The organism is Nonomuraea sp. KM90 (genome assembly GCF_052246675.1).
Classification (GTDB): Bacteria; Actinomycetota; Actinomycetes; order Streptosporangiales; family Streptosporangiaceae; genus Nonomuraea.
In genome coordinates, this window is the sequence record NZ_JBQQCB010000113.1 from 16,412 (window position 1) to 35,685 (window position 19,274).

Genomic DNA, 19,274 nt, shown 5'->3' on the forward strand with positions numbered 1-19,274 from the left:
CCCTGCTGATCGGAAAGCTATCGTCGCATCTTCGGAAGGCGGCGGTCAGTCTGAGAACGTGCCGGCGATGATCGCGATGCTCTGGTGGTCGGAGCGGAGGACGGCCATCCCGAAGTCCATGGAGCAGTCGTCGCGACCGTGCCAGTCGGAGGTGTAGAACAGCCAGGTGCACCGGTCAGCGGCCCATGCGATCGTTGCGGGGTCGCCGTCGGCCCCGGTCAGGGCTGCGAGGGAGCGCCAGGCGGTCAGACGCGCGTACGCGCCGTACATCCGGCTGCGGGACTCGGTGCCCGATACGGCAGCGCTGTACAGCGTCCTCATCACATCGGCGGTCCCCGCATGATGCACGGTCAGGTCGCCTCCGACTGATCGCAGGTTCAGCGCGGCCAGCGTGGTGGCCCCGAAATCGGCCGGCGCCAGCGGGCGGTCAAGGCGGAACAGCTTGGCCTCGTCGCAGTCGCTCGCGCTGTCGTGGATCCACCCGCTGATGGCGCTCATGGCCTGGACGGCCTGTGGCCAGTCGATCTCGGCCGCTTCCAGCTCGATCCCGGTCGCGCCGGGGGGCGGCGACCGGCTCGGGAGCGACGTACCAGTTCGGGCGGGGCCGGCCGGGATATTGCGGCACGCCCAGCTGGTGCTCGGCCGGCAAACGGTGGAGCGGCAAGGCAGCGAGCGGATGGGCTGCCGCGCGAAGCCGTCCCGCGAACTCGACCGCCGCCCGCGCGGACCTGAGGTCGTCGTGGCGCAGCACTGTCTCCTGCAGCAGGCAGGCCGCCATCTCGTCATCGGCCCGGGCGGTGGCGAAGACCGGGACCAGATGTTCCAGTGGCTGGCCGGTGGCCAGCCACTCGGCCACCTCCCGAGGCAGATCTCGGACCGCGCCCCAGTTCTCCCCTGCGGCGGCAGCGATTCCGCGCACCGTCATCACGTGCTCTGGATCGCCTTCCACCAGCGCGAATCGCTGCAGCGCCACCCGGAATCCGTATCGCATCGGGTGGGTCGGCGATGAGACCCGCAGGAGAGCCGTCAGTAATTGGTCAAGCCAGTCGGGGGCGGCCCTTCGCACGACCTTGTCGGTCACCGCGATCGCTTTGTTCCAGTGCTCGTCCTGGTAGGTGTCGGCCATTCCCATCCGGAGCACCGCGTCGTCGACCTTCATCTGTCAGAGTCTTCCAGGCCGAGCACGCCGACATCTGGATGCTCTCGCCTTGGCGCGCCCGGCCAGGATCGGGCACGCGGCGGCGGGCGGCGATCTTACGGACCTGAAGCAACCCTGGGCATTTCTATACTCAATAGGGGTTTTGTCCTGTTCGGCTGGCCGATAGAAACCGGCCCATGGCCATGCCTTCCGACCAGCGTGAACACGCCCGAACCCGGCTGCGGACCCCGATCGAGCCCATGCTGGCGACGAGTGTGGACAGCTTCCCTCCGGGGCGGCCGGGCACGTGGGCGTTCGAGCCCAAGCTGGACGGATTCCGCGCGCTGGCCATCATCGACTCCGACCGCGGTGTCCACGTGCAGTCCCGGCGCGGCGCCCGCCTCAACGAGACCTTCCCCGAGGTGACGTGGGCCGCGTTCGAGCACCTGCCCGCGGGATCGGTCCTGGACGGGGAGATCGTCCGCTGGTCGCCTTCCGGCCGCCTCGACTTCTCCTCCCTGCACCGTCGCAACGTGGCCGGACACCGCCGTGCCGCTGCCCTCGCACGCGTGGAGCCGGTCCACTTCGCGGCCTTCGACCTCCTGCGGCTGTGCGGCCGGGACGTGACGGGCCTGCCGCTGTCCGAGCGTCGGGCGCTCCTCGAGAAGTTGTTCGCGTCGATCCCGGCCGCCGGCGTCCTCGCCCTCGGGATGCAGACGCTCGACGAGGCCGAGGCACGAGCCTGGTTCGACTCGCTGCACACGGTCGGCGTGGAGGGCCTGGTCATCAAGCCGGCCCGCTCGACGTACGACGGCGGCGCGCGGGGTTGGCTCAAGCTGAAACGGCGGGCCAGCGCGGACGCCGTCGTCGGGGGGTTCGTCGGCTCCCCGCGGCGGCCGAGCGGGCTGCTGCTCGGCCGGTACGACGCGGGACGGTTCCGCATGGTCGGCCGCACCACCCAGCTGAGCGCGCAGGCCGCCGCCGAAGTCGCCCCGCTGCTCACCCCGGCTCGCGACGGTCACCCGTGGCCGGCGACCCTGCCGCCCGGCTGGGTGTCCAGCCCCTACGGACAGCGCGAGCCCCTCGACTACACCCGGGTTCGGCCCGATCTCGTGGTGGAGATCCTGATCGACACGGCCACGGACGCCGGGAGACACCGGCACCCCGTGAGGTACCTGCGCCCGCGAACCGATGTCGACCCCGCGCACGTGGTCGCGCAGCCCGACGCCATGGTGTGAACCCGAACCGGCCGCCCCGGGGGCAGCAGGCGACGTAGCGCCTGTTCCCCAGATCTCCGTACGCCGTTTCTGTACGCAGGTCGTGCCCGGCGCGCATAATGACAGCCGTCGATACGGCTCCTGGAGAGTCCATGAATCGCACGTTCGTGCGCGTGATGATCTACGTGGTCAGGTTCGCAGGTGCTGTCGCGGCGGTCTGGGGCGTCGCCTACGCGATCAACGGCGCCACGCAGGCCGAAGGATCGATCACCGTACAGGTCAGCCCAGGGCCGGGCGTCGTCGACAGCTTACGGTTGACCGGCGTGGAGCTCCCTCCGGGCGTCGGGTTCCGGGGGGCGGATCTGTCGTTGCAGGTCTGGAAATCCACGGTCATCGAGCAGGTGGTCGCACGCGCGGACGTCCTGGTGAGCGGTCTGTGCGCGGGCGTCGCCGCCTTGCTGCTCGGGCCTCTGCTGGCTTCCGTCCTCGACGGGGAGCCCTTCCGAAGGGGCAATCCCGCCCGCGTCGCCTGGCTCGCCGTTCTTGTGGTCGTCTCGGGTTCGGCCGGCGCGCTGCCAGGCCTGGCGTCGGCCGCGGTGCTCGGCCGCGTGGGGCTGACCGGGACGTTCGTGGTGACGCCCGCCCTGTCGTGGCTGCCGTTCGTGGGTGCCGCGTTCCTGTCGGCACTGGCCGTGGCGATCGGCGCCGGGAGGCATGCCTCCCCGGTGCCGGGCAGGTAGGCGTCACGGTCGGTCTCGACCAGCCCGCCGTACAGGCCGTCCGGCGGTGGGGTCAGGCGGCTGGACAGGGCCTGACCGGGTGGAGACGGCATGGTCCTTGATGCCATACGGACCACCTGAATACTTCCAAGGTCGTAATCAGGAACGCCTCTGCTCCCGCAACCGTACCCTCAAGTCCCTCCTCAGGCATGACGACCAGGACAGGCCCACCACGAAACGCTGTCGGGCATGAACGTGCGAACGAGCCGCCGGAGGAGTTTCGCCAGCTGGGTCGGCGATCGTGCCTGCGCCATGGAAACCCTGGACTTCCAGTCACCCGTGGACGACCTCGAACCGCTGCGCGACATCGTCGGTGGCGCGCGCGTCGTGGCGCTCGGCGAGAGCTCCCACCACATCCGGGAGTTCTACCAGGTACGCCACCGCATCCTGCGGTTCCTGGTCGAACGGTGCGGTTTCGAGGTGTACGCCTTGGAGGCCCCGTTCACCCAGGGGCAGGTCCTGGACGGCTGGGTCCGCGGCGGCCCCGGCGCCGTGGAGCAGGTCGCGGCAGACGGTATCGCCCTGTCACTGGGGCAATGCGAGGAGATGCACGAGGCGCTGACCTGGATGAGAGAGCGGCACCGCACCACGGCAGAGCCGCCGCTGCGGTGCCTGGGCACTGACCTGCCCGGGGCCGCGGCATCGCCGCTGCCCGCGCTGGAGGAGGTGGCCGGCTACGTGCGCTGGGCCGCCCCGGACGCGCTTGCGGTGCTGGAACAGGCGGTCAGCGTGGCGCAGCGCTTCCACGACCCGGTCACCTTCACGGCGCTCGGCCGCTACCAGAGTCTCGACGCTGGTGACAAGGACCTGCTCACCAGCGCGCTGAGCCGGCTGATGGGGCACCTGCAGCGCCTGGCTCTCGTCCAACGCGCCCGTGGCCACGGGGCCGAGCACGACACGGCCATGTGGCACCTGCGCGGCGCCTGGTACCTCGACCAGCTCCATCGTGCCAACGCCCAGGAGGGCTTCGAATCCGCCTCGACGTTTCGCGACGTCTACATGGCCGAATCCGTGCTACGCCTCCTGGAGGACGGCACGCGCGTGATACTGGCGGCGCACAACTGGCACATCCAGCGCACAACGGCGGCCGACAGCCAGGGGAACCCGCTTCTGCCGGCCGGCGCCCACCTCGCCGCCGCTCTGGGAGACGACTACCGGGCCATCGGCGTCACGTCGAGCCTGGGCCGTACCACCACGCTGGGGGAGCCGACCCCGGAGCGGCCCCAGGGCGCCTGGTACGACGCGCCGCTCCCGCCGCCCGCCGAGGGCAGCGTCGAGGCGGCGTTCCCCATCGACCGGCTTTGGATGCTCGCCGATCTGCGCGCGGCCCGTCCGCACATCGACGACGCGGCGTCCTTCCAGCGCTCGCGCATGGCCGACTACTTCCTGGACATGCCGGTGTTCGAGGCGTTCGACGCCATCGCGCACGTGTCGCGGACCACCGGCACCGATCACGTGGTGAAGCGCGCCGGGAACTGAGGTCGTGCGCGCGGCTTCCACGCGCCAGGGCTGAGGCAGCGGGGCCGGCGAGCTTCTTCAGGGCGGCGATCAGCTCCTGACCAACGTGCTGAGCCTGAAGGCAAGCGCTCGCCGCGGGCGGGTGCGCCTTCCTGCCCAAGACCGTGTCCTCTGCCGCCCTGGCGGAGGTCGTGCGGAAGGTCGCGAGCGGCGGCCGGCACGTCGGCCCGGAGCTCGCGGCCGAGGCGACCGGTGGCGGCGACTCCCCGCTCACCCCGCGCGAGACCGACGTGCTCGCCCTCGCACGCGACGGCGCACCCGCCGACGAGATAGCCCAGCGGGTCTCGCTGTCCCGCGGGACCGTGCGGAACCACCTGGCCGCCGCCATCGCCGGGGCGCGCGATCAAGAACGTCAGCCATGCCACGCCGGTCAGCCATCAGACCGGCTTACGGCATTCCTGCTGCTGCAACCGCCGGTAAGGGGCTCGACCGCTTGATTCCAGAGCGGAGGCGCCTGCGGCTTCAGGCGCCCGCCGGTGCGCTGTAGTCGGTGACGGCATAGACCTGCAGGAGCCTCTCGACTCCGCGCAGGAAGGTCTCGCAGATCAGCGCCGGGTCGAACAGGCAGCCGGCGGCCATGGCGCCGTCGCGCATCATCACGAAGTGGCGGGCGGCGGGCTCGGCGCCGGTCTCCTGGATCTCGGCCAGCAGCTCCGTGACGGTGTCCAGGAACCACTGGCGGTGGGCGAGCACGGCCTTGTGCACCGGGGACTCGGGGTCGGGATACTCGGCGGCGGCGTTGAGGAAGGCGCACCCCCGGAAACCGGGGGACTGGATGCTCTGAGCGATGGACTTGCTGAGGGCCTGGATGGTGCCGGCGGCCGGTAGTCCGGCGGCGACGGCCTCGGCCGCCTGGCCCCGCATGGCCCGGTCGACCTCGTTGAGGTAGGCGAGGACCAGGTCTTCCTTGCCGGGGAAGTGCCGGTAGAGGGTGGCCCGCGTCACCTTTGCTTCGGCGACGATGCGATCGATGCCGACGGCGTGGATGCCCTCCGCGTAGAAGAGCCGGGTGGCCGTGTTGAGCAGCCGGGACCGCGCTTCGGACGGCCGGCCTTCGGATTGGCTGGGCATACGGCCATGCTAGCGGATAGAACGTTCGGTCTTGACAGTCTGCGTCGCGGGTCGCCATGCTGTGCCGAGACAGAACGTTCGGTCTAGCAGGAGAGGGCCGGCAGCGGCTCGTCGGCTGCACGTACGCACCAGCGGCTGCCGCGACCAGGGGCGTCACGCGGCGCCATGGCCGCGCTGGACCGCTCTCCACATCGCTCATCCACCGAAAGGATCACCATGAGCACCATCGCCGCTTCACCCGGCATTTCCGGGACCGCGTCCGCACTGCGGCGGCTGTACTTCGTCCGGTTCGCGTTCGCCATCGTCTGGGCCCTTGCGATGTTCACGACCGCCGCGAACCTGGGTCCGCTCGCGGTCACCCTGCTCGTGCTCTACCCGCTGTTCGACGTGGCCGCCGCCATCATCGACGCCCGCGCCTCGCGCACCACCGGATCGCCTGCCCTGCTGTACGTGAACATCGCAGTCAGCCTGATCACCGCCATCGGCGTGGCCGTCGCCTGCGCGTCCGGTATCCCGGCGGTGCTGCGCGTGTGGGGCGCCTGGGCGGTCGTGGCCGGGGCGGTCCAGCTGATCGTGGGCGTCACCCGCCGCAAGATGGGCGGCCAGTGGCCGATGATCATCAGCGGCGGCATCTCGGTACTCGCCGGTGCGTCGTTCATCGTCGGCGCCTCCGCGGCCGGCCCGACGCTGACCAACGCGGCCGGCTACGCCATCCCCGGCGGCATCTTCTTCCTCATCTCGGCCTTCCGCCTCGGCCGCGCCGCGAAGGGGAACTGACATGGACGGCGACACGTACGACGTCGTCGTCCTCGGAGCCGGCCCGGTCGGGGAGAACGTCGCCGACCGGGTGGCGCACGGCGGGCTCAGCGCCGCCGTCGTCGAGCGCGAGCTCGTCGGCGGGGAATGCTCCTACTGGGCCTGCATGCCGACCAAGGCCCTGCTGCGCAGCGCGGCGGCCCTGCGGGCGGCGCGCCAGGTGCCGGGCGCGCGCGAGGCGGTGACCGGCGGTCTCGACGCGGCCGCGGTGCTGGGCCGCCGGGATTCCTTCGCCTCGCACTGGAAGGATGACGGTCAGGTCGGCTGGCTCGGTTCGGCCGGGATCGCCCTGCACCGTGGTCAGGGCCGGATCGTGTCCGCGGGCGTGGTCGAGGTGACCGGCGACGACGGCGTCCCGGTCACGTTGACGGCCCGGCACGCGGTGGTCGTCGCGACCGGGAGCGGCGCGCTGCTGCCGGACGTTCCCGGTTTGCGCGACGCCGCGCCGTGGACCAGCCGGGAGGCGGCCGCCGCCAGCGCGGTCCCCGGCCGGCTCGCGATCATCGGCGGCGGCGTGGTGGCATCGGAGATGGCGACCGCCTTCGCCGCCCTGGGGTCCTCGGTGACGATGCTGGCCCGTGACGGCGTGCTGCCGGAGGCCGAGCCGTTCGCCGGCGAGCGGGTCACCGAATCGTTGCGGGAGGCCGGCGTGTCGGTACGCCTCGGCGCGGAGGCCGCATCGGTGCACCGCGACGAGGCCGGAACGGTGCACATCACGCTGACCGGCGGCGAGCGGGTCGAGGCCGACGAGGTTCTGGTGGCGATCGGCCGGACACCGAACACCCAGGACATCGGTCTCGGCGCCGTCGGCCTGACGCCGGGCGCCTGGCTCACGGTGGACGACACGCTGCGCGTGGTGGGGGAGGACGGGACGCCGGTCGGGGACGGATGGCTGTACGCCGCCGGTGACGTCAACCGGCGAGTGCTGCTGACCCACCAGGGCAAATACCAGGCCCGCGCGGTCGGCGACGTCATCGTGGCGCGGGCGAAGGGCGAAGCGGTCGAGGACGGCCGCTGGGGCCGGCACGTGGCCACGGCCGACGAGCGCGCGGTGCCCCAGGTGGTCTTCACCGATCCGGAGATCGCGTCGGTGGGGCTGACCGCGGCCGCGGCCGAGGCCGCCGGGGTACGGATCCGCGTCGTCGACCACGACCTGGGCGCCGTCGCCGGATCGGCCCTGCACGCCGACGGCTACCGGGGGCACGCCCGCATGGTCGTCGACGAGGACCGGAAAGTGATCGTCGGCTGCACGCTCGCCGGCCCGGACGTCGCAGAGCTGTTGCACGCCGCGACGATCGCGGTCGTCGGCGAGGTCCCGCTGGACCGGCTGTGGCACGCGGTTCCGTCGTTCCCCACGGTCAGCGAGGTGTGGCTGCGGCTGCTGGAGGCGTACGGCCGCTGACCGCCGGCTTCGGGCACGTCGCGCCGGGCAACCCCCATGAGGTTCGGAGGGCGCAAGCCCGAGAAAACCAGTGGACGGTCCGGGGCGGCTGCCACCAGCATGGGCGGTGATGTACCGAGCGTAGACGTACCCCGATCACTGACTGTGATGGTCCCCGGAGCCGCCGGCCCGGTGTCGCGACCATCACCCCGTTCAGGCTGTTCGCTGTCGGCGGCGCCCCTTGCCTGTGGCTTGCCGCGCGCTGTCCGCCCATTCCAGCTGTGATCGAGGTACAGGCGTCGAGGACGCCGGGAGATGGATTTCTCATGAAACTCCACGAGTACGCGAAGTACGACGCCGTCGGAATCCGGAATCTGATCAGGGCGGGCGAGGTCACCGCCGACGAGGTCGAGGCCACTGCCCGGCAAGCTCTCGCCGTGGCGAACGCGCAGGTGAACGGCCTGGCGTTGCCGGTGTTCGCACCCGCGCTCGACCACGCGGCGGACGGGCCGTTCGCCGGGGTGCCGTTCCTCATCAAGGACCACGGGCCGGTGGCCGAGGGAGTGCCGTTCACCCTCGGCAGCCGCGCTCTGCCGGGCGTCGTCGCCCAGCACGACACCGATCTCATGGCCCGATTCCGTGCCGCCGGACTGGTCACCTTGGGCCTGACCACCGTGCCGGAGCTGTGCGCCAGCTTCTCCACCGAATCGGTCAGATACGGGCCGACCCGCAACCCGTGGGCTCTGGACAGGGGCGTGGGCGGGTCGAGCGGCGGTGCCGCCGCGCTGGTCGCCGCCGGTGCCGTGCCCGTCGCCCATGGCAGCGATGGGCAGGGCTCCATCCGGATTCCGGCCTCCTGCTGCGGGTTGGTCGGGCTCAAGCCGACCCGGGGCCGGGTCACGTGCGGGCCCGACGCGGGGGAGGCGCTGCTCGGCATGGCGTACGAGTTCGTGCTGACGCGCACCGTCCGCGATGCCGCCGGCCTGCTGGACGCCGTGCAGGGACCGGGGATCGGCGACAAGTACACCGCGCCGCCCCCGCGCCGCCCGTACGCGGAGGAGATCGGCGCCGACCCGGGCCGGCTGCGGGTGGCGGTGACCACCCAGCCCTGGTCGGGCACGCCGGTCGACGGCCAGGTCGCCGCCGCGGCGATCCTGACCGGCCAGGTGCTGGAGCAGGCGGGGCACAGCGTCTCCGAGTCCGGCCCGTACGTCGACGGGGAGGCCGTCATGCTGGCCGGGATGGCCGAGGGGGTCGCGCTGGCATCCCTGCTCCTGCTGGCCCCCCGGCAGCCCGACCCGGCCATGATGGAGGCCGTCTCCCGGCAGTTCCTCCAGCTGGCCAGGGAGTGCAGCGCACTGGACATGCTGGCCGCGCTCAACGCGCAGAACCGGGTGACCCGATCGGTGAGCACGTTCTTCACCGAGTACGACCTGCTCATCACGCCGACGATGGGTCGTCTGCCGGCGCCGCACGGCACCCTGCGCTACGACGACCCCGGCCACACGATGAGCACCTGGGGAGCGGCGCTGACGGACTATGGGCCGTTCACGGGGCTGTTCAACATCACCGGTCACCCGGCGATCAGTCTGCCGCTCGGTCACAGCGACGACGGGCTGCCGATCGGCGTGCAGCTCATCGCCGCCCACGGCCGCGAGGACCTGCTGTTCCAGATCGCCGCCTACCTGGAACAGGCCATGCCCTGGAAGGACCGGACGCCGCCGGTCTTCGTGGGCAACGCCTGACAACGTATGGGAGGCGGGGTCTCAGGCCCTGTGCTGACCGCCGCCGCCGGACCCTTGCCGAACGTCGCGGGGGCCTGGCGGCGGCATCGGCTGTGCCGAGCTCGGGCGCGCCCCAGGCAGTTACGACAAGTGCAAGGCGATTCGGCGTGCGTACGTCTCACCAGAGGCGAACAAGAGAAACGGCCACGCCGGACACCGGGCGCTCCGGGAATGCGGCCTGGCGTGCCCCCGCCTGCCGTTTCACCATTTATCCCCTCAGCAACGGGTGATCTTGTAGGATCCGCTGACGCGCCAGAAGACGAGGAGTTGACTGCGATGCTGCACCTAGGAACGGCACTGGCCCTGACGGCCATGCTCGCCGCAACACCCGTGCAACCACCGGTGGGCAAGCTGCCCGGTACGACGGCCAAGATCGTGGCCAAGATGAGCGGCCGCCCCGTCCAGCTGGGTTTCTATTCCTACTTCACGGAGAGTGATCCCGGCTCGGGTCAGCGCGCATGGGATCCGGCCAGGCGCGCGTTCGTCGAGATCGACGGCGAGGCCACCGTGTCGCCCGACGAGCGCTGGCAAGCCGTTCACCTGCGGGATCGCCGCGAAGGGCCGCCCATGGTGCGTTTCGTCGACCGCAAGACCGGTAAGGCGACAGAGGTCGTGTTGCCCGTCGAGGCCGACCCGACGCGGGAGGGCCGATACCTGAACACGATGTGGCCCACCTGGTCGCCGGACGGCCGGACCCTGCTGGTCAACGTCTTCGAGCCGGGATCCGAGCCCCGGTCCGCGGGCATCGTGCTCATCGACGTACCCTCGCTCAAGCCACGCTTCGTCCGCATCGAAAAGGCCCTGATCACGGTCGGCGGCTTCCAGTGGACCCGCGACAGCAAGGGGGTCGTGGTGCGCTGGGGCAAGAACGGCAAGTCCTCCATCCGCCAGTACGACCTCGAGGGCGCGGTGAAGCGCACCTGGAAGGTACGCGGCCGCCCAGCCAGCCACGGGCTCGGCACGTTCTCCCCGTCGGGCCGCCGCTTCCTCACCGCGTGCCACTCGCTGGAGTCGTCGGCCTGCGTGTGGGACACCGCCAGCGGCAAGGCCGTCACCCGGATCAAGGTGGCCCACCGGTTCCCCGTGTTCGGCTGGTACGACGAGAAGCACCTGCTCCTGCCCGTCCGCGACGGCTTCGGCGTCGTCGATCTCAAGGGCAAGGTCGTGGAGACCCTGGTCAAGGTCGATGACAAGGCGAACTTCTACCCCCGCTTCGACGCCCGCGGCAAGCGCTGAAACGGGCGGGGCGGTGACGGCCGGCGTGCGGCCCGAGGGCACGGCGGCGCAGGTGACGAGGGATCCGATCCAGGCCGCGAAGCCGGACGTCGTGGGTGTGCCGACCACGTGGACCAGGACGTCGGGGCACAACTCCCAGGCCACGGTCCCGCCGTAGCCCCCGACCGGACCGGACCGGAGCGCCGTGGCGGGACGCGCCGCCTGCTACGGCCGCTGGTGGTGATCAGCTCGCGCTCGTGCCGGTCCTCGAAGCCGAATCCGGGGAACAGCGCCTCGGCGAACACGAGCGCTTAGACGCGGTCGCGGTGCCGTCCACTCGTCATGCTGCTGGACGCAGAGCGGCGAAGTGAGAGGTGCGGGTCGGGGCCCGCTCGGCGACGTAGCGGCAGCGCGGCGTAGAGCATGCGGGCTGAGCACCCCAACCGATTCGGCCCCGAACGGCCGTAGACCGTTCGGGGCCGAATCCATGGCATTCGAGGGACGAGCGGCCTGCGCGCGCTGCCCTGCGTACCTACTTCGTGACCTGATCCCGATAGTCGCCCGTCAGCGGCTCCTGGCCGCTCAGCGCGATCTCACCGCTCTCGAACCGCTGGCCCGTCACCTGGTAGCCCGCCCTGGCCGCGCCCGGGTTCGTGGCGTCGTAGTCGACCGTGAAGGCCCATTCACAGGTGAAGAACTTGTGGAACTTGTTCGGCGCGACCTCCACGACGACGTGGGTGACGAAGGTGTCCCTGATGGTGATGCCGCGCAGCTTCTGCCCCTTGGCCCAAACCTTCGGAAGACCCCATCGCGGCGCGTCGTTGGGGGCCACGGCCGTGGGCGCGCCTGGGACGATCTGCGCGGACACGCCCTTGTACCAGGGCCGCTTGCTGGTGTCCAAGGCGTTGGTGAACCTGTTGCCGACCGTCACGCCGTCGTACGTGGCGACCCGGTCGCTCGAGGCGAACTGCAGGATGCCCAGCTTGGACGCGCCCTTGAAGTCCGCCTCCGTCCGCAGCCCGGCGGCCACCTCGAACAGCCCCATCCCGACCTCGATCACGTCCGTCTGGTACCGGTAGTCGCCCAGTAAGCCGGACACGTTCGCCCGCTCCTCGAAGACCGGCTGCCGGACGAGGACGAGCGGCGTGGGCAGGGCCAGCGCTTGCCCGGCCACCGCGTCCTTGTGATCGAGCGAGAGCCCGCCGCTCATGCAGCCCTGCAGGAACGTCGCGATCTCGAACGGCTCCTCGCCGATGTGCGCGACATAGGCGTCGAGCTTCTCCTTCCACCAGCCTCCCAGCCCCCGGATCTCCGCGGCCTCCGCCAGCGCCTTGCGGATCTCCCGCATCGCGGCCGCGAGAGGAAAGTCGGACGCCGAGACGGCGTTCAGCAGCGCCACCACGAACTCCTCGTCCGCCCCCAGCCCCGAGAGGTCCACGAGCTTCTGCAACTGCTCGACCGTCTGCTTATCGGGTGCCGCCTCGTAACGCTTGACGTACTCGACCGCTGAAAACATCGTCTCCCCCTGCCGCCGCAACCGCCTACGCGGTTGTCCGGGTGTGCAGAGAGAGCCTCCGCCGCCCCTGATACAGCTCACTTCGAACACGCACTCACCAGCACCGGCCGAAAGCCGGCGGTCACCAGCTCGGCGATCGCCTCCGCCGGCAACGTCGGGCGGTCGACGGCCTTTAGCAGCGGGATGCCCGCGGCCGCTCGGGCCAGGGCAACGGTTCAGGCGGCGGCTTCCCGGCACCTGGTAGGACCGGTGGCGCTCCTACCGGCCGGCCCCGGATGCCGCGGGTCAAGGTCGCCGGGGATGATCGGGAGGCTCTGCCCGGCTCGCCCCTCCCCGCCGTGCCGCGGAGCCGCACTCCCCGGCGAGAACGGCCCGCCGTTCACCACACCCCTTCGTTCTCTCAGGACGATGGAGTACGTGACCCGGCCGAAGGGCTTGACCTCAGGTTTGCTTGAGGTTGGATCCTTGATCCGTGACGACTTCAACGATCAAGGCCGGAAGACGTGAATGGACCGGCTTGGCCGTATTGGCACTCCCCGCGCTGCTCGCGTCCCTGGAACTCACGGTCACTAACCTGGCGGTGCCCGCCATCGGGAAGGATCTCGGGGCGAGCAGCACTCAGTTGCTGTGGATCGTCGACATCTACGCCTTCCTGCTGTCCGGTTCGCTCATCACCATGGGGGCCTGGGGCGATCGGATCGGCCGCCGCCGGTTGCTGCTGATCGGAGCGGCGGCGTACGGCCTGGTCTCGGTGATGGCCGCGTACGCGCCCGACGCGGGGAGCCTGATCGTGGCCAGGGCGTTGATGGGGATGGCGGGGGCGACGCTGATGCCGTCCACGCTCTCGCTGGCCACGTCCATGTTCACCGACGCCAGGCAGCGGGCGGTGGCCATCGGGGTCATCGTGGCCAGCGTCTCGGGCGGCACGGCGATCGGGCCGCTGGTGGGCGGCTGGCTGCTGGACCGCTTCTGGTGGGGCTCGGCGTTCCTGCTGGCCGTACCGGTGATGGTGGTGCTGCTGGCGCTGGGGCCGTGGCTGCTGCCCGAGCACCGCGACGCGGGCGCGGGGCGGCTCGACCTGGTCAGTGCGTTGCTGTCGTTGGCGGCGGTGCTGCCGGTCGTCTACGGGCTCAAGCAGATCGCGGCCGACGGCCTGACGGCGCAGTCCGTCGCGGCGATCGTGGTGGGTGTGGCGTTGGCCTGGGTGTTCGTACGCAGGCAGCGCGGGCTGGTCGATCCCTTCGTCGACCTGCGGCTGTTCCGCGAGCGGGCGTTCAGCGTCGCGGCGGCCACCCTGGCGCTCGGCATCTTCGTGTTGTGGGGCTCGAACTACGCGATCGCTCAGTACCTCCAGCTCGTGCACGGCATGTCGCCGCTGGAGGCGGGCCTGTGGACGGCTCCGTCGGCGGTGGGTGTCATCGTCGGCTCGACGCTGGCTCCCCGGATGGCCCGCCTGGTGCGCCCGTCGCTGGTGATCGGGGTCGGCCTGGGCGTGTCCGCCGTGGGGTACGTGGTGCTCACGCAGACCGGCGGGCTGCCCGTACTGATCACGGGGGCCGTCGTGGTCTCGGCCGGTCTGGGGCCGATGATGGCCCTGGCCACGGACATGGTCGTGGGCTCCGCGCCCGCAGAGCGAGCCGGAGCGGCTGCGGCCATCTCCTCGGCCGCGCCCCAGCTCGGCGGCGCACTCGGCATCGCGCTGCTCGGCAGTGTGATCACCGCGACCTACCGGGCAGAACTGTCCACCGCAGTCGTTCCTGACGACGGCGCCCGCGACAGCCTCGGCGCTGCGGTGGCGCTGGCGCACCGCCTGCCCACGGAAACCGCGGTGCAACTGCTCGGCACCGCCCGCGCCGCGTTCATCGACGGGTTCCACGTGGCGGCGGGCGTCAGCGCCGTGCTCATGGCCGCAGTCGCTCTGCTGGTCGTGACCCTGCTCCGAAGGCGCTGACCCCATCGACGAGCGACACAGCGGTGGCTCGTGACGCGGTTGGCCGTTGCAGGCCGACGGTCAGCCCGGCCGCCGGTGTCGCGGGCGATGAGGCTGGTGCCGCCGGAGGCGTCGCGCACGTCGGTGGCGAACTGTCAGAAAGCGTAGTTGCGCAGGACGGCGAGAGCCTCGGCGGCGTGCGGGCCGGTCGCCGTCAGCGCCGAGTCGGCGGGCGCGATACGGCGCGCGCCCACGCGGCAGAAGTCGCCGGCGGGGCCGGTGATGACCGAGGGGGAGTCGGGGTCGCCGAAGTGCCACAGCTGCCCGTCGGGTGAGGTGAGCTCGCAGTAGACCTGCCCGCCCACCAGCCCTTACACCTCGAACGCGTACGGCAGCGTGCGGTGCCCCAGCCAGGCGATGTGCCGCAGCCGTGCGGTGTCCGGATACGGGATGCCGAACGGGGCGGTGATGTCGTAGGCATGCGCCCGGTGTTCGGCCAGGCGGGTGGTGGCCGGCGTCGCGGGTGAAACGGAGGAGGCCACCCAGTCCAGGCGGCTGGCTTCGGGATGGCCGCGCAGCGCGGCCGGGGTGATGGAGGGGGCCGCGCGCCAGCGGGCCAGGAGGCGGGCCGGGGCGATGTCGCGCTCGGCGGCCACGAGGCGTCCGCCATGGCGTCGATCTCGCCACGTGGCCGCGTGCCCGTCAGCTCGCCTCTGACCGCAGCGGCGGCGTGCTCCTCGGTCTGGGCCAGGTGAAGCACCACGTCGGAGACCGTCCATCCGGCGGCGGGAGGGCTGGTCACGCCGGTTGGGCCTGCGGCGGGGTTCTTGCCGACATTCAGGTGAGGCAACTGTTCGTCCACCGAGACGAACGCGTTGGTCTCCGCGGCATCAGGCACGCACTAATTTGACCATTCGGTCTTTCGGTGTGGAATCATCCGGCAAGATGATCAACTGTTGTCCCGGATGGCGGGAGACGGTTGAGAAGGGCTGGCTGAATGCGCAAGTCAACGACGACGATCCTCCTTGCCGCGGCACTGTCGGTCGGAGGGGTCATGGTCAATCCTGCGTACGCGGCCGCCTCCGCCGTCACCCCGGAGCGGGTGTGCGGTTCCGGCTTCGCCCGGGTCACCCACAGCAAGCAGGCCGTGAAGACTCCCGCCAAACGTGTCCTCGGTTACGTCTATCTGCTGTACAACCGCAGGACCGGCTACAACTGCGTCACCACGATCAAGACCTCGAACGTCGGCATCCCCACCTTCACCATGGCCACGATCACGACGCAGACGCGTGGGGCCAACTCACGCGCGAGCGGCGAGAACGAGGGTCGGAGCGTCAAGCACTACTTGGGACCGGTGAAGACCTACGGCAAGGGCCGGTGCGTCAAGTACATGGGGACGATTCGGGATGACGGACGCGATGCCGCCGTCGGCAAATCGCGCTGGAAGTCCTGGGGCAACTGCGGCTGAGCCGGGTTCGGCGCCCGCCCTGGCAGACCACGAGCCGATGCGGCAGCTGGGCCCGCCCGCTAGAAGGTGTAGCGGGTGTGGCTGAACACCTGGCTGTCGTGCCCGAAGCCGTACGCCGTGCCGGGTGTCACCGCGAACAGCAGGTCGTTGCCCTTGCGGATGCTGTCGCCGAAGCCGTAGAAGGCCCCCTCCGGCGAGGTGATGTGGTCCCCGTACTGCGCCTCGAACGCGGCGATGACCTCGTCCTGCCGCGCCGGATCCGTCACCCGCTCCGCCGTGCCCTCGATCACGATGTCGAGGCCTTGGGAGAGTGAGTTGTGCCCCGTGGTGAGTGCGCAGTGGGCATTACCGGCCAGGTTCTTCGCCTTCTGCTCGCCCGGCCCGGTGCTGAAGTGCAGCGCCCCGTCGTGCCAGGCGGCGATCAGTGGCGTGACGTGCAGCCGGCCGTCCGGCCGGACCGTGGTGATCCAGAAGACCTCCGCGGCCCGCAACTGGCGCTGGGCCTCGGCCCAGTCGGTGGCGGTGACGTTGTCCGCGCCCGGGCGCGGGTTCAGCGCGGAGCTGTAGCGGGCGTCGAGCTCGGTCTTGGGCTGCTTCGGCGTCATGCGGAACTCCCTTCCCCCTATTGCCACGAAGGCACGCAGCCCGGCGCTCAAGGTGATGGGCGGCGCTGGGTCCGCTCTGCGGCGACTCGCTCGAACGGGTCCCACACGTCCTCGCTCCTGATGCCCTCTGGGATGGCCGGCTACGAGCCCTGCCCAGGCCCGTCCTGTTCCTCCCGCCCCTCCCGGTGAGACTCGGCCGCTGACGGGAGGGCCGCGGCGATGCAGTCGAGGACGCGCTGGAGCCCGTACCGGAACTGGTCGTCGCGGCTGAGGTGCGGCTGGCGCGCCTCCATCACGATCTTGGTGAAGATCGGGTACTCCCCGCTCTTCACCAGCTGGTCGATGTACGGGTAGCTCCGCGCCATCCATTCCGACTCGCTGAGCCCGCTGCGGCGGAATTCCATGGCCGAGCTGTTCTCCTCGCGGACGGTGCCCTCGATGTAGCCGTTCAGCATGGCGATGAGGCCGAGGTTCTCGTCGATGGAGACGAAGGGGTCGAGCACTCCCATCAGCCGTTCGATCAGGCGCAGCTGGTTGGGGCCGAAGCTGGGGAGTGAGCGCTGCACGGTGGCGATCCACGGGTGCCGCAGCCACATGGCCCGCAGCCCGTCGGCGTAGCGCGTCAGATCCGCGCGCCAGTCGCCGGAGGGCATGCCCTCGACGTCGATCTCGCCCTGCAGCCGGTCGGCCATGAGCTCGATGAGGTTGTCGCGGCTCGGGACGTACCGGTAGAGGGACATCGCGCCGGCGCCGATCTCGGCGGCGATGCGCCGCATGGTGGCGGCCTCCAGCCCCTCGGTGTCGGCGATCCGGATGGCGGCCTCGGTGATCTGGGCCCGGCTGTAGGTGGGCTTCGGCCCGTAGGCCGGGCGCTCGGGCCGCATCCAGATGTTCACGTACTCGGCGTCGGTCATCGTCCCCCCTCCTGGTTGCGTACATAGTACCCGGTCTCTTAGTCTGGCCGCCATGACCGCGTACGAAGTACCCAGTGGAGGGATCATGGCGGAACCGATCGTGGTCGCCGAGGGGCTGCACAAGTCCTTCGGCGGCACCCATGCGCTGCGGGGGCTGGACCTGAGCGTTCCGAGAGGAACGGTCTGCGGCGTGCTGGGGCCGAACGGCGCGGGCAAGACGACCGCGGTGCGCATCCTGGCGACCCTGTCCGATCCCGATGCCGGGCACGCCCGCATCGCCGGATACGACGTCGTCCGCGAGGCCGGCGAAGTGCGCGCCAGGATCGGGCTCGCGGGCCAGTACGCCGCCGTGGACGAGAAACTCACCGGCCGCGGCAACCTGCGCATGTTCGGGCGCCTGTCCCACCTGACCCGCCGCGAGGCGCACCGGCGGGCCGACGAGCTGCTGGAGCGCTTCGGCCTGATGGACGCCGCCGATCGGCAGGTCGCCGGCTACTCCGGCGGCATGCGCCGCCGGCTCGACCTGATCACCTGCCTCATCCAGCGCCCCGAGGTGCTCTTCCTGGACGAGCCGACCACCGGCCTGGACCCGCGCAGCCGCGGCGAGATCTGGGACAGCATCCGCGAGCTGGTGGCCGACGGCACCACGGTGCTGCTCACCACGCAGTACCTGGACGAGGCCGACCGGCTTGCCGACGACATCGCCGTCATCGACCACGGGCAGGTGATCGCCACGGGCACGCCCGACGAGCTGAAGGCCACGATCGGCGACCGCCTCGACGTCACCCTCGAAGACCCCGCCGCGATGCCCGAGGCGGCGACCGTCCTGAACGCCCTGACCGGCACCGAACCCACCACGACCGGCGCCGACCGGCTCGGCGTCGCCCTGCCCGCCACCGGCCTCCAACTCGCCGACATCGTGCGCGAGCTCGACCGCGCCGGAGTCGCCGCCGCCGACGTGAGCCTGCGCCGCCCGACCCTCGACGAGGTGTTCCTGCGCCTCACCGACCGCAAGGAGACCGTGCGATGACCGCCCTCACCTCGCCACTGGGCCGCCTGCGCTGGACCCTCACCGACGGACTGACCCTGGTCGGCCGCGAGCTGGGGCGGCTGCGGCAGGAGCCCGGGCAGATCATCGCCGCGCTGGTCTTCCCGGTCATCATGGTCGTGCTGTTCGGCTACGTCTTCGGCAGCGCCATCCAGGTGCCGGACGGCGGCGACTACCGCGAATACCTCATGCCCGGCCTGTTCGCGATGGTGACCTTCTCCGCCTGGTTGGGGGTCATGACGCGGGTGGCCACCGACGCCTCCCGCGGCGTGATGGACCGGTTCCGCTCCATGCCGATGGCGCGCTTGGCGGTGCCGTTCGGGCAGACCGGCGCCGACCTGCTGACCGGCCTGCTGATGCTGGCCATCATGGTCGGCACGGGCCTGCTGGTGGGCTGGCAGCCGCACCGCGGCCTGATCCTCACCGCCCAGGCGTTCCTGCTGATGATCGTGCTGCGGTACGCGCTGAGCTGGGTGGGCGTCTATGTGGGCCTGGCGGTGAAGAACGACCAGGTCGCCGACGCGATGGTGCCGCTGGGCCTGCCGATCACGATGCTGTCGAACGCGTTCGTCCCGACCGACGGCATGCCGGGCTGGCTGCGCTTCCTGGCCGACTGGAACCCGGTGAGCGCGCTCACCGCCGCCTCGCGGGAACTGTTCGGCAACCCCGGCGCGCCGTCCGGAAACGTGGCCTGGTCACTCGCGCATCCGGTGACCGCCGTCCTGCTCTGGTCGTCCGCACTGCTGGTGATCTTCGTCCCGCTGTCGCTCCGCGCCTACATGCGCAGAGGACGCTGAACGCTCCGGCATCCGCGGACCCGAGTTGGGGTGAGGACGCCCGTTGGTCGCGGTCCCGGGGGGGGGGGGGGGGGGGG

19 protein-coding genes and 1 pseudogene are annotated in these 19,274 nt (G+C 70.9%); 13 read left to right on the forward strand and 7 right to left on the reverse strand.

Features of this window, described 5'->3' with window-relative positions:
* Positions 1-45: 45 nt before the first annotated feature.
* Positions 46-1,159, reverse strand: a pseudogene (locus tag ACTWPW_RS50990) (DUF6183 family protein).
* Positions 1,160-1,335: 176 nt separating this feature from the next.
* Here ACTWPW_RS50990 and ACTWPW_RS50995 point away from each other — a divergent pair.
* The 4 genes from ACTWPW_RS50995 to ACTWPW_RS51010 all read left to right on the forward strand — a co-directional run bounded on the left by ACTWPW_RS50995 (position 1,336) and on the right by ACTWPW_RS51010 (position 5,089).
* Positions 1,336-2,376, forward strand: coding sequence for an ATP-dependent DNA ligase (locus ACTWPW_RS50995; RefSeq protein ID WP_443173135.1), 1,041 nt, complete (start codon positions 1,336-1,338; stop codon positions 2,374-2,376).
* Between the two features lie 131 nt (positions 2,377-2,507).
* Positions 2,508-3,095, forward strand: a complete 588-nt coding sequence (locus ACTWPW_RS51000) for a hypothetical protein (RefSeq protein ID WP_443173136.1) — start codon at positions 2,508-2,510, stop codon at positions 3,093-3,095.
* Positions 3,096-3,323: 228 nt separating this feature from the next.
* Positions 3,324-4,613, forward strand: coding sequence for an erythromycin esterase family protein (locus tag ACTWPW_RS51005; RefSeq protein WP_443173137.1), 1,290 nt, complete (start codon positions 3,324-3,326; stop codon positions 4,611-4,613).
* Positions 4,614-4,756: 143 nt separating this feature from the next.
* A complete protein-coding gene (locus ACTWPW_RS51010; protein WP_443173138.1) occupies positions 4,757-5,089 on the forward strand; it encodes a helix-turn-helix domain-containing protein in 333 nt (110 codons plus the stop codon).
* Positions 5,090-5,114: 25 nt separating this feature from the next.
* Here the strand turns inward: ACTWPW_RS51010 and ACTWPW_RS51015 are convergent, their stop codons facing one another.
* Positions 5,115-5,723 (reverse strand): TetR/AcrR family transcriptional regulator, encoded by a 609-nt coding sequence (locus ACTWPW_RS51015; protein ID WP_443173139.1) that lies wholly within the window; start codon positions 5,721-5,723, stop codon positions 5,115-5,117.
* Between the two features lie 165 nt (positions 5,724-5,888).
* On the opposite strand from ACTWPW_RS51015, the gene ACTWPW_RS51020 reads away from it, so the two are divergent.
* From ACTWPW_RS51020 to ACTWPW_RS51040, 5 genes are all read left to right on the forward strand, one after another.
* Positions 5,889-6,500, forward strand: coding sequence for a hypothetical protein (locus ACTWPW_RS51020; protein WP_375113543.1), 612 nt, complete (start codon positions 5,889-5,891; stop codon positions 6,498-6,500).
* 1 nt (position 6,501) lies between these two features.
* Entirely contained in the window at positions 6,502-7,941 is a 1,440-nt protein-coding gene (locus ACTWPW_RS51025) for a dihydrolipoyl dehydrogenase family protein (protein ID WP_443173140.1), read from the forward strand.
* A gap of 305 nt (positions 7,942-8,246) precedes the next feature.
* Positions 8,247-9,665 (forward strand): amidase, encoded by a 1,419-nt coding sequence (locus tag ACTWPW_RS51030; protein ID WP_443173141.1) that lies wholly within the window; start codon positions 8,247-8,249, stop codon positions 9,663-9,665.
* Between the two features lie 315 nt (positions 9,666-9,980).
* Positions 9,981-10,940 (forward strand): TolB family protein, encoded by a 960-nt coding sequence (locus tag ACTWPW_RS51035; RefSeq protein WP_443173142.1) that lies wholly within the window; start codon positions 9,981-9,983, stop codon positions 10,938-10,940.
* 13 nt (positions 10,941-10,953) lie between these two features.
* Entirely contained in the window at positions 10,954-11,097 is a 144-nt protein-coding gene (locus tag ACTWPW_RS51040) for a hypothetical protein (RefSeq protein ID WP_443173143.1), read from the forward strand.
* A 354-nt stretch (positions 11,098-11,451) separates the two neighbouring features.
* Here the strand turns inward: ACTWPW_RS51040 and ACTWPW_RS51045 are convergent, their stop codons facing one another.
* Positions 11,452-12,435 carry a hypothetical protein gene (locus ACTWPW_RS51045; protein WP_443173144.1) on the reverse strand — a complete coding sequence of 328 codons (984 nt, stop codon included), beginning with the start codon at positions 12,433-12,435 and terminating at the stop codon, positions 11,452-11,454.
* A gap of 472 nt (positions 12,436-12,907) precedes the next feature.
* On the opposite strand from ACTWPW_RS51045, the gene ACTWPW_RS51050 reads away from it, so the two are divergent.
* The gene (locus ACTWPW_RS51050) at positions 12,908-14,386 is read left to right on the forward strand and encodes an MFS transporter (RefSeq protein ID WP_443173145.1); all 1,479 of its coding nucleotides are present in this window, start codon (positions 12,908-12,910) and stop codon (positions 14,384-14,386) included.
* A gap of 134 nt (positions 14,387-14,520) precedes the next feature.
* On the opposite strand, the gene ACTWPW_RS51055 is transcribed toward ACTWPW_RS51050, so the two are convergent.
* Both ACTWPW_RS51055 and ACTWPW_RS51060 read right to left on the reverse strand, forming a co-directional pair.
* Positions 14,521-14,730 carry a hypothetical protein gene (locus ACTWPW_RS51055; protein WP_443173146.1) on the reverse strand — a complete coding sequence of 70 codons (210 nt, stop codon included), beginning with the start codon at positions 14,728-14,730 and terminating at the stop codon, positions 14,521-14,523.
* Between the two features lie 6 nt (positions 14,731-14,736).
* Positions 14,737-15,021 (reverse strand): hypothetical protein, encoded by a 285-nt coding sequence (locus ACTWPW_RS51060; protein ID WP_443173147.1) that lies wholly within the window; start codon positions 15,019-15,021, stop codon positions 14,737-14,739.
* A 341-nt stretch (positions 15,022-15,362) separates the two neighbouring features.
* Here ACTWPW_RS51060 and ACTWPW_RS51065 point away from each other — a divergent pair, with 341 nt between their 5' ends.
* Complete coding sequence (locus tag ACTWPW_RS51065) at positions 15,363-15,833, forward strand: hypothetical protein (RefSeq protein WP_443173148.1); 471 nt, start codon at positions 15,363-15,365, stop codon at positions 15,831-15,833.
* 59 nt (positions 15,834-15,892) lie between these two features.
* On the opposite strand, the gene ACTWPW_RS51070 is transcribed toward ACTWPW_RS51065, so the two are convergent.
* Positions 15,893-16,438: a pyridoxamine 5'-phosphate oxidase family protein gene (locus tag ACTWPW_RS51070; RefSeq protein ID WP_443173149.1), complete on the reverse strand. Its 546-nt coding sequence runs from the start codon at positions 16,436-16,438 to the stop codon at positions 15,893-15,895.
* 140 nt (positions 16,439-16,578) lie between these two features.
* On the reverse strand, positions 16,579-17,352 hold the full coding sequence (locus ACTWPW_RS51075; RefSeq protein ID WP_443173150.1) for a TetR/AcrR family transcriptional regulator: 774 nt from the start codon (positions 17,350-17,352) through the stop codon (positions 16,579-16,581).
* Between the two features lie 85 nt (positions 17,353-17,437).
* Between ACTWPW_RS51075 and ACTWPW_RS51080 the strand changes: the two genes are divergently transcribed.
* Positions 17,438-18,382 carry an ATP-binding cassette domain-containing protein gene (locus ACTWPW_RS51080; RefSeq protein ID WP_443173151.1) on the forward strand — a complete coding sequence of 315 codons (945 nt, stop codon included), beginning with the start codon at positions 17,438-17,440 and terminating at the stop codon, positions 18,380-18,382.
* Positions 18,379-19,197, forward strand: a complete 819-nt coding sequence (locus ACTWPW_RS51085; RefSeq protein ID WP_443173152.1) for an ABC transporter permease — start codon at positions 18,379-18,381, stop codon at positions 19,195-19,197. The genes ACTWPW_RS51080 and ACTWPW_RS51085 overlap by 4 nt, the downstream gene beginning before the upstream one ends.
* Positions 19,198-19,274 lie beyond the last annotated feature (77 nt).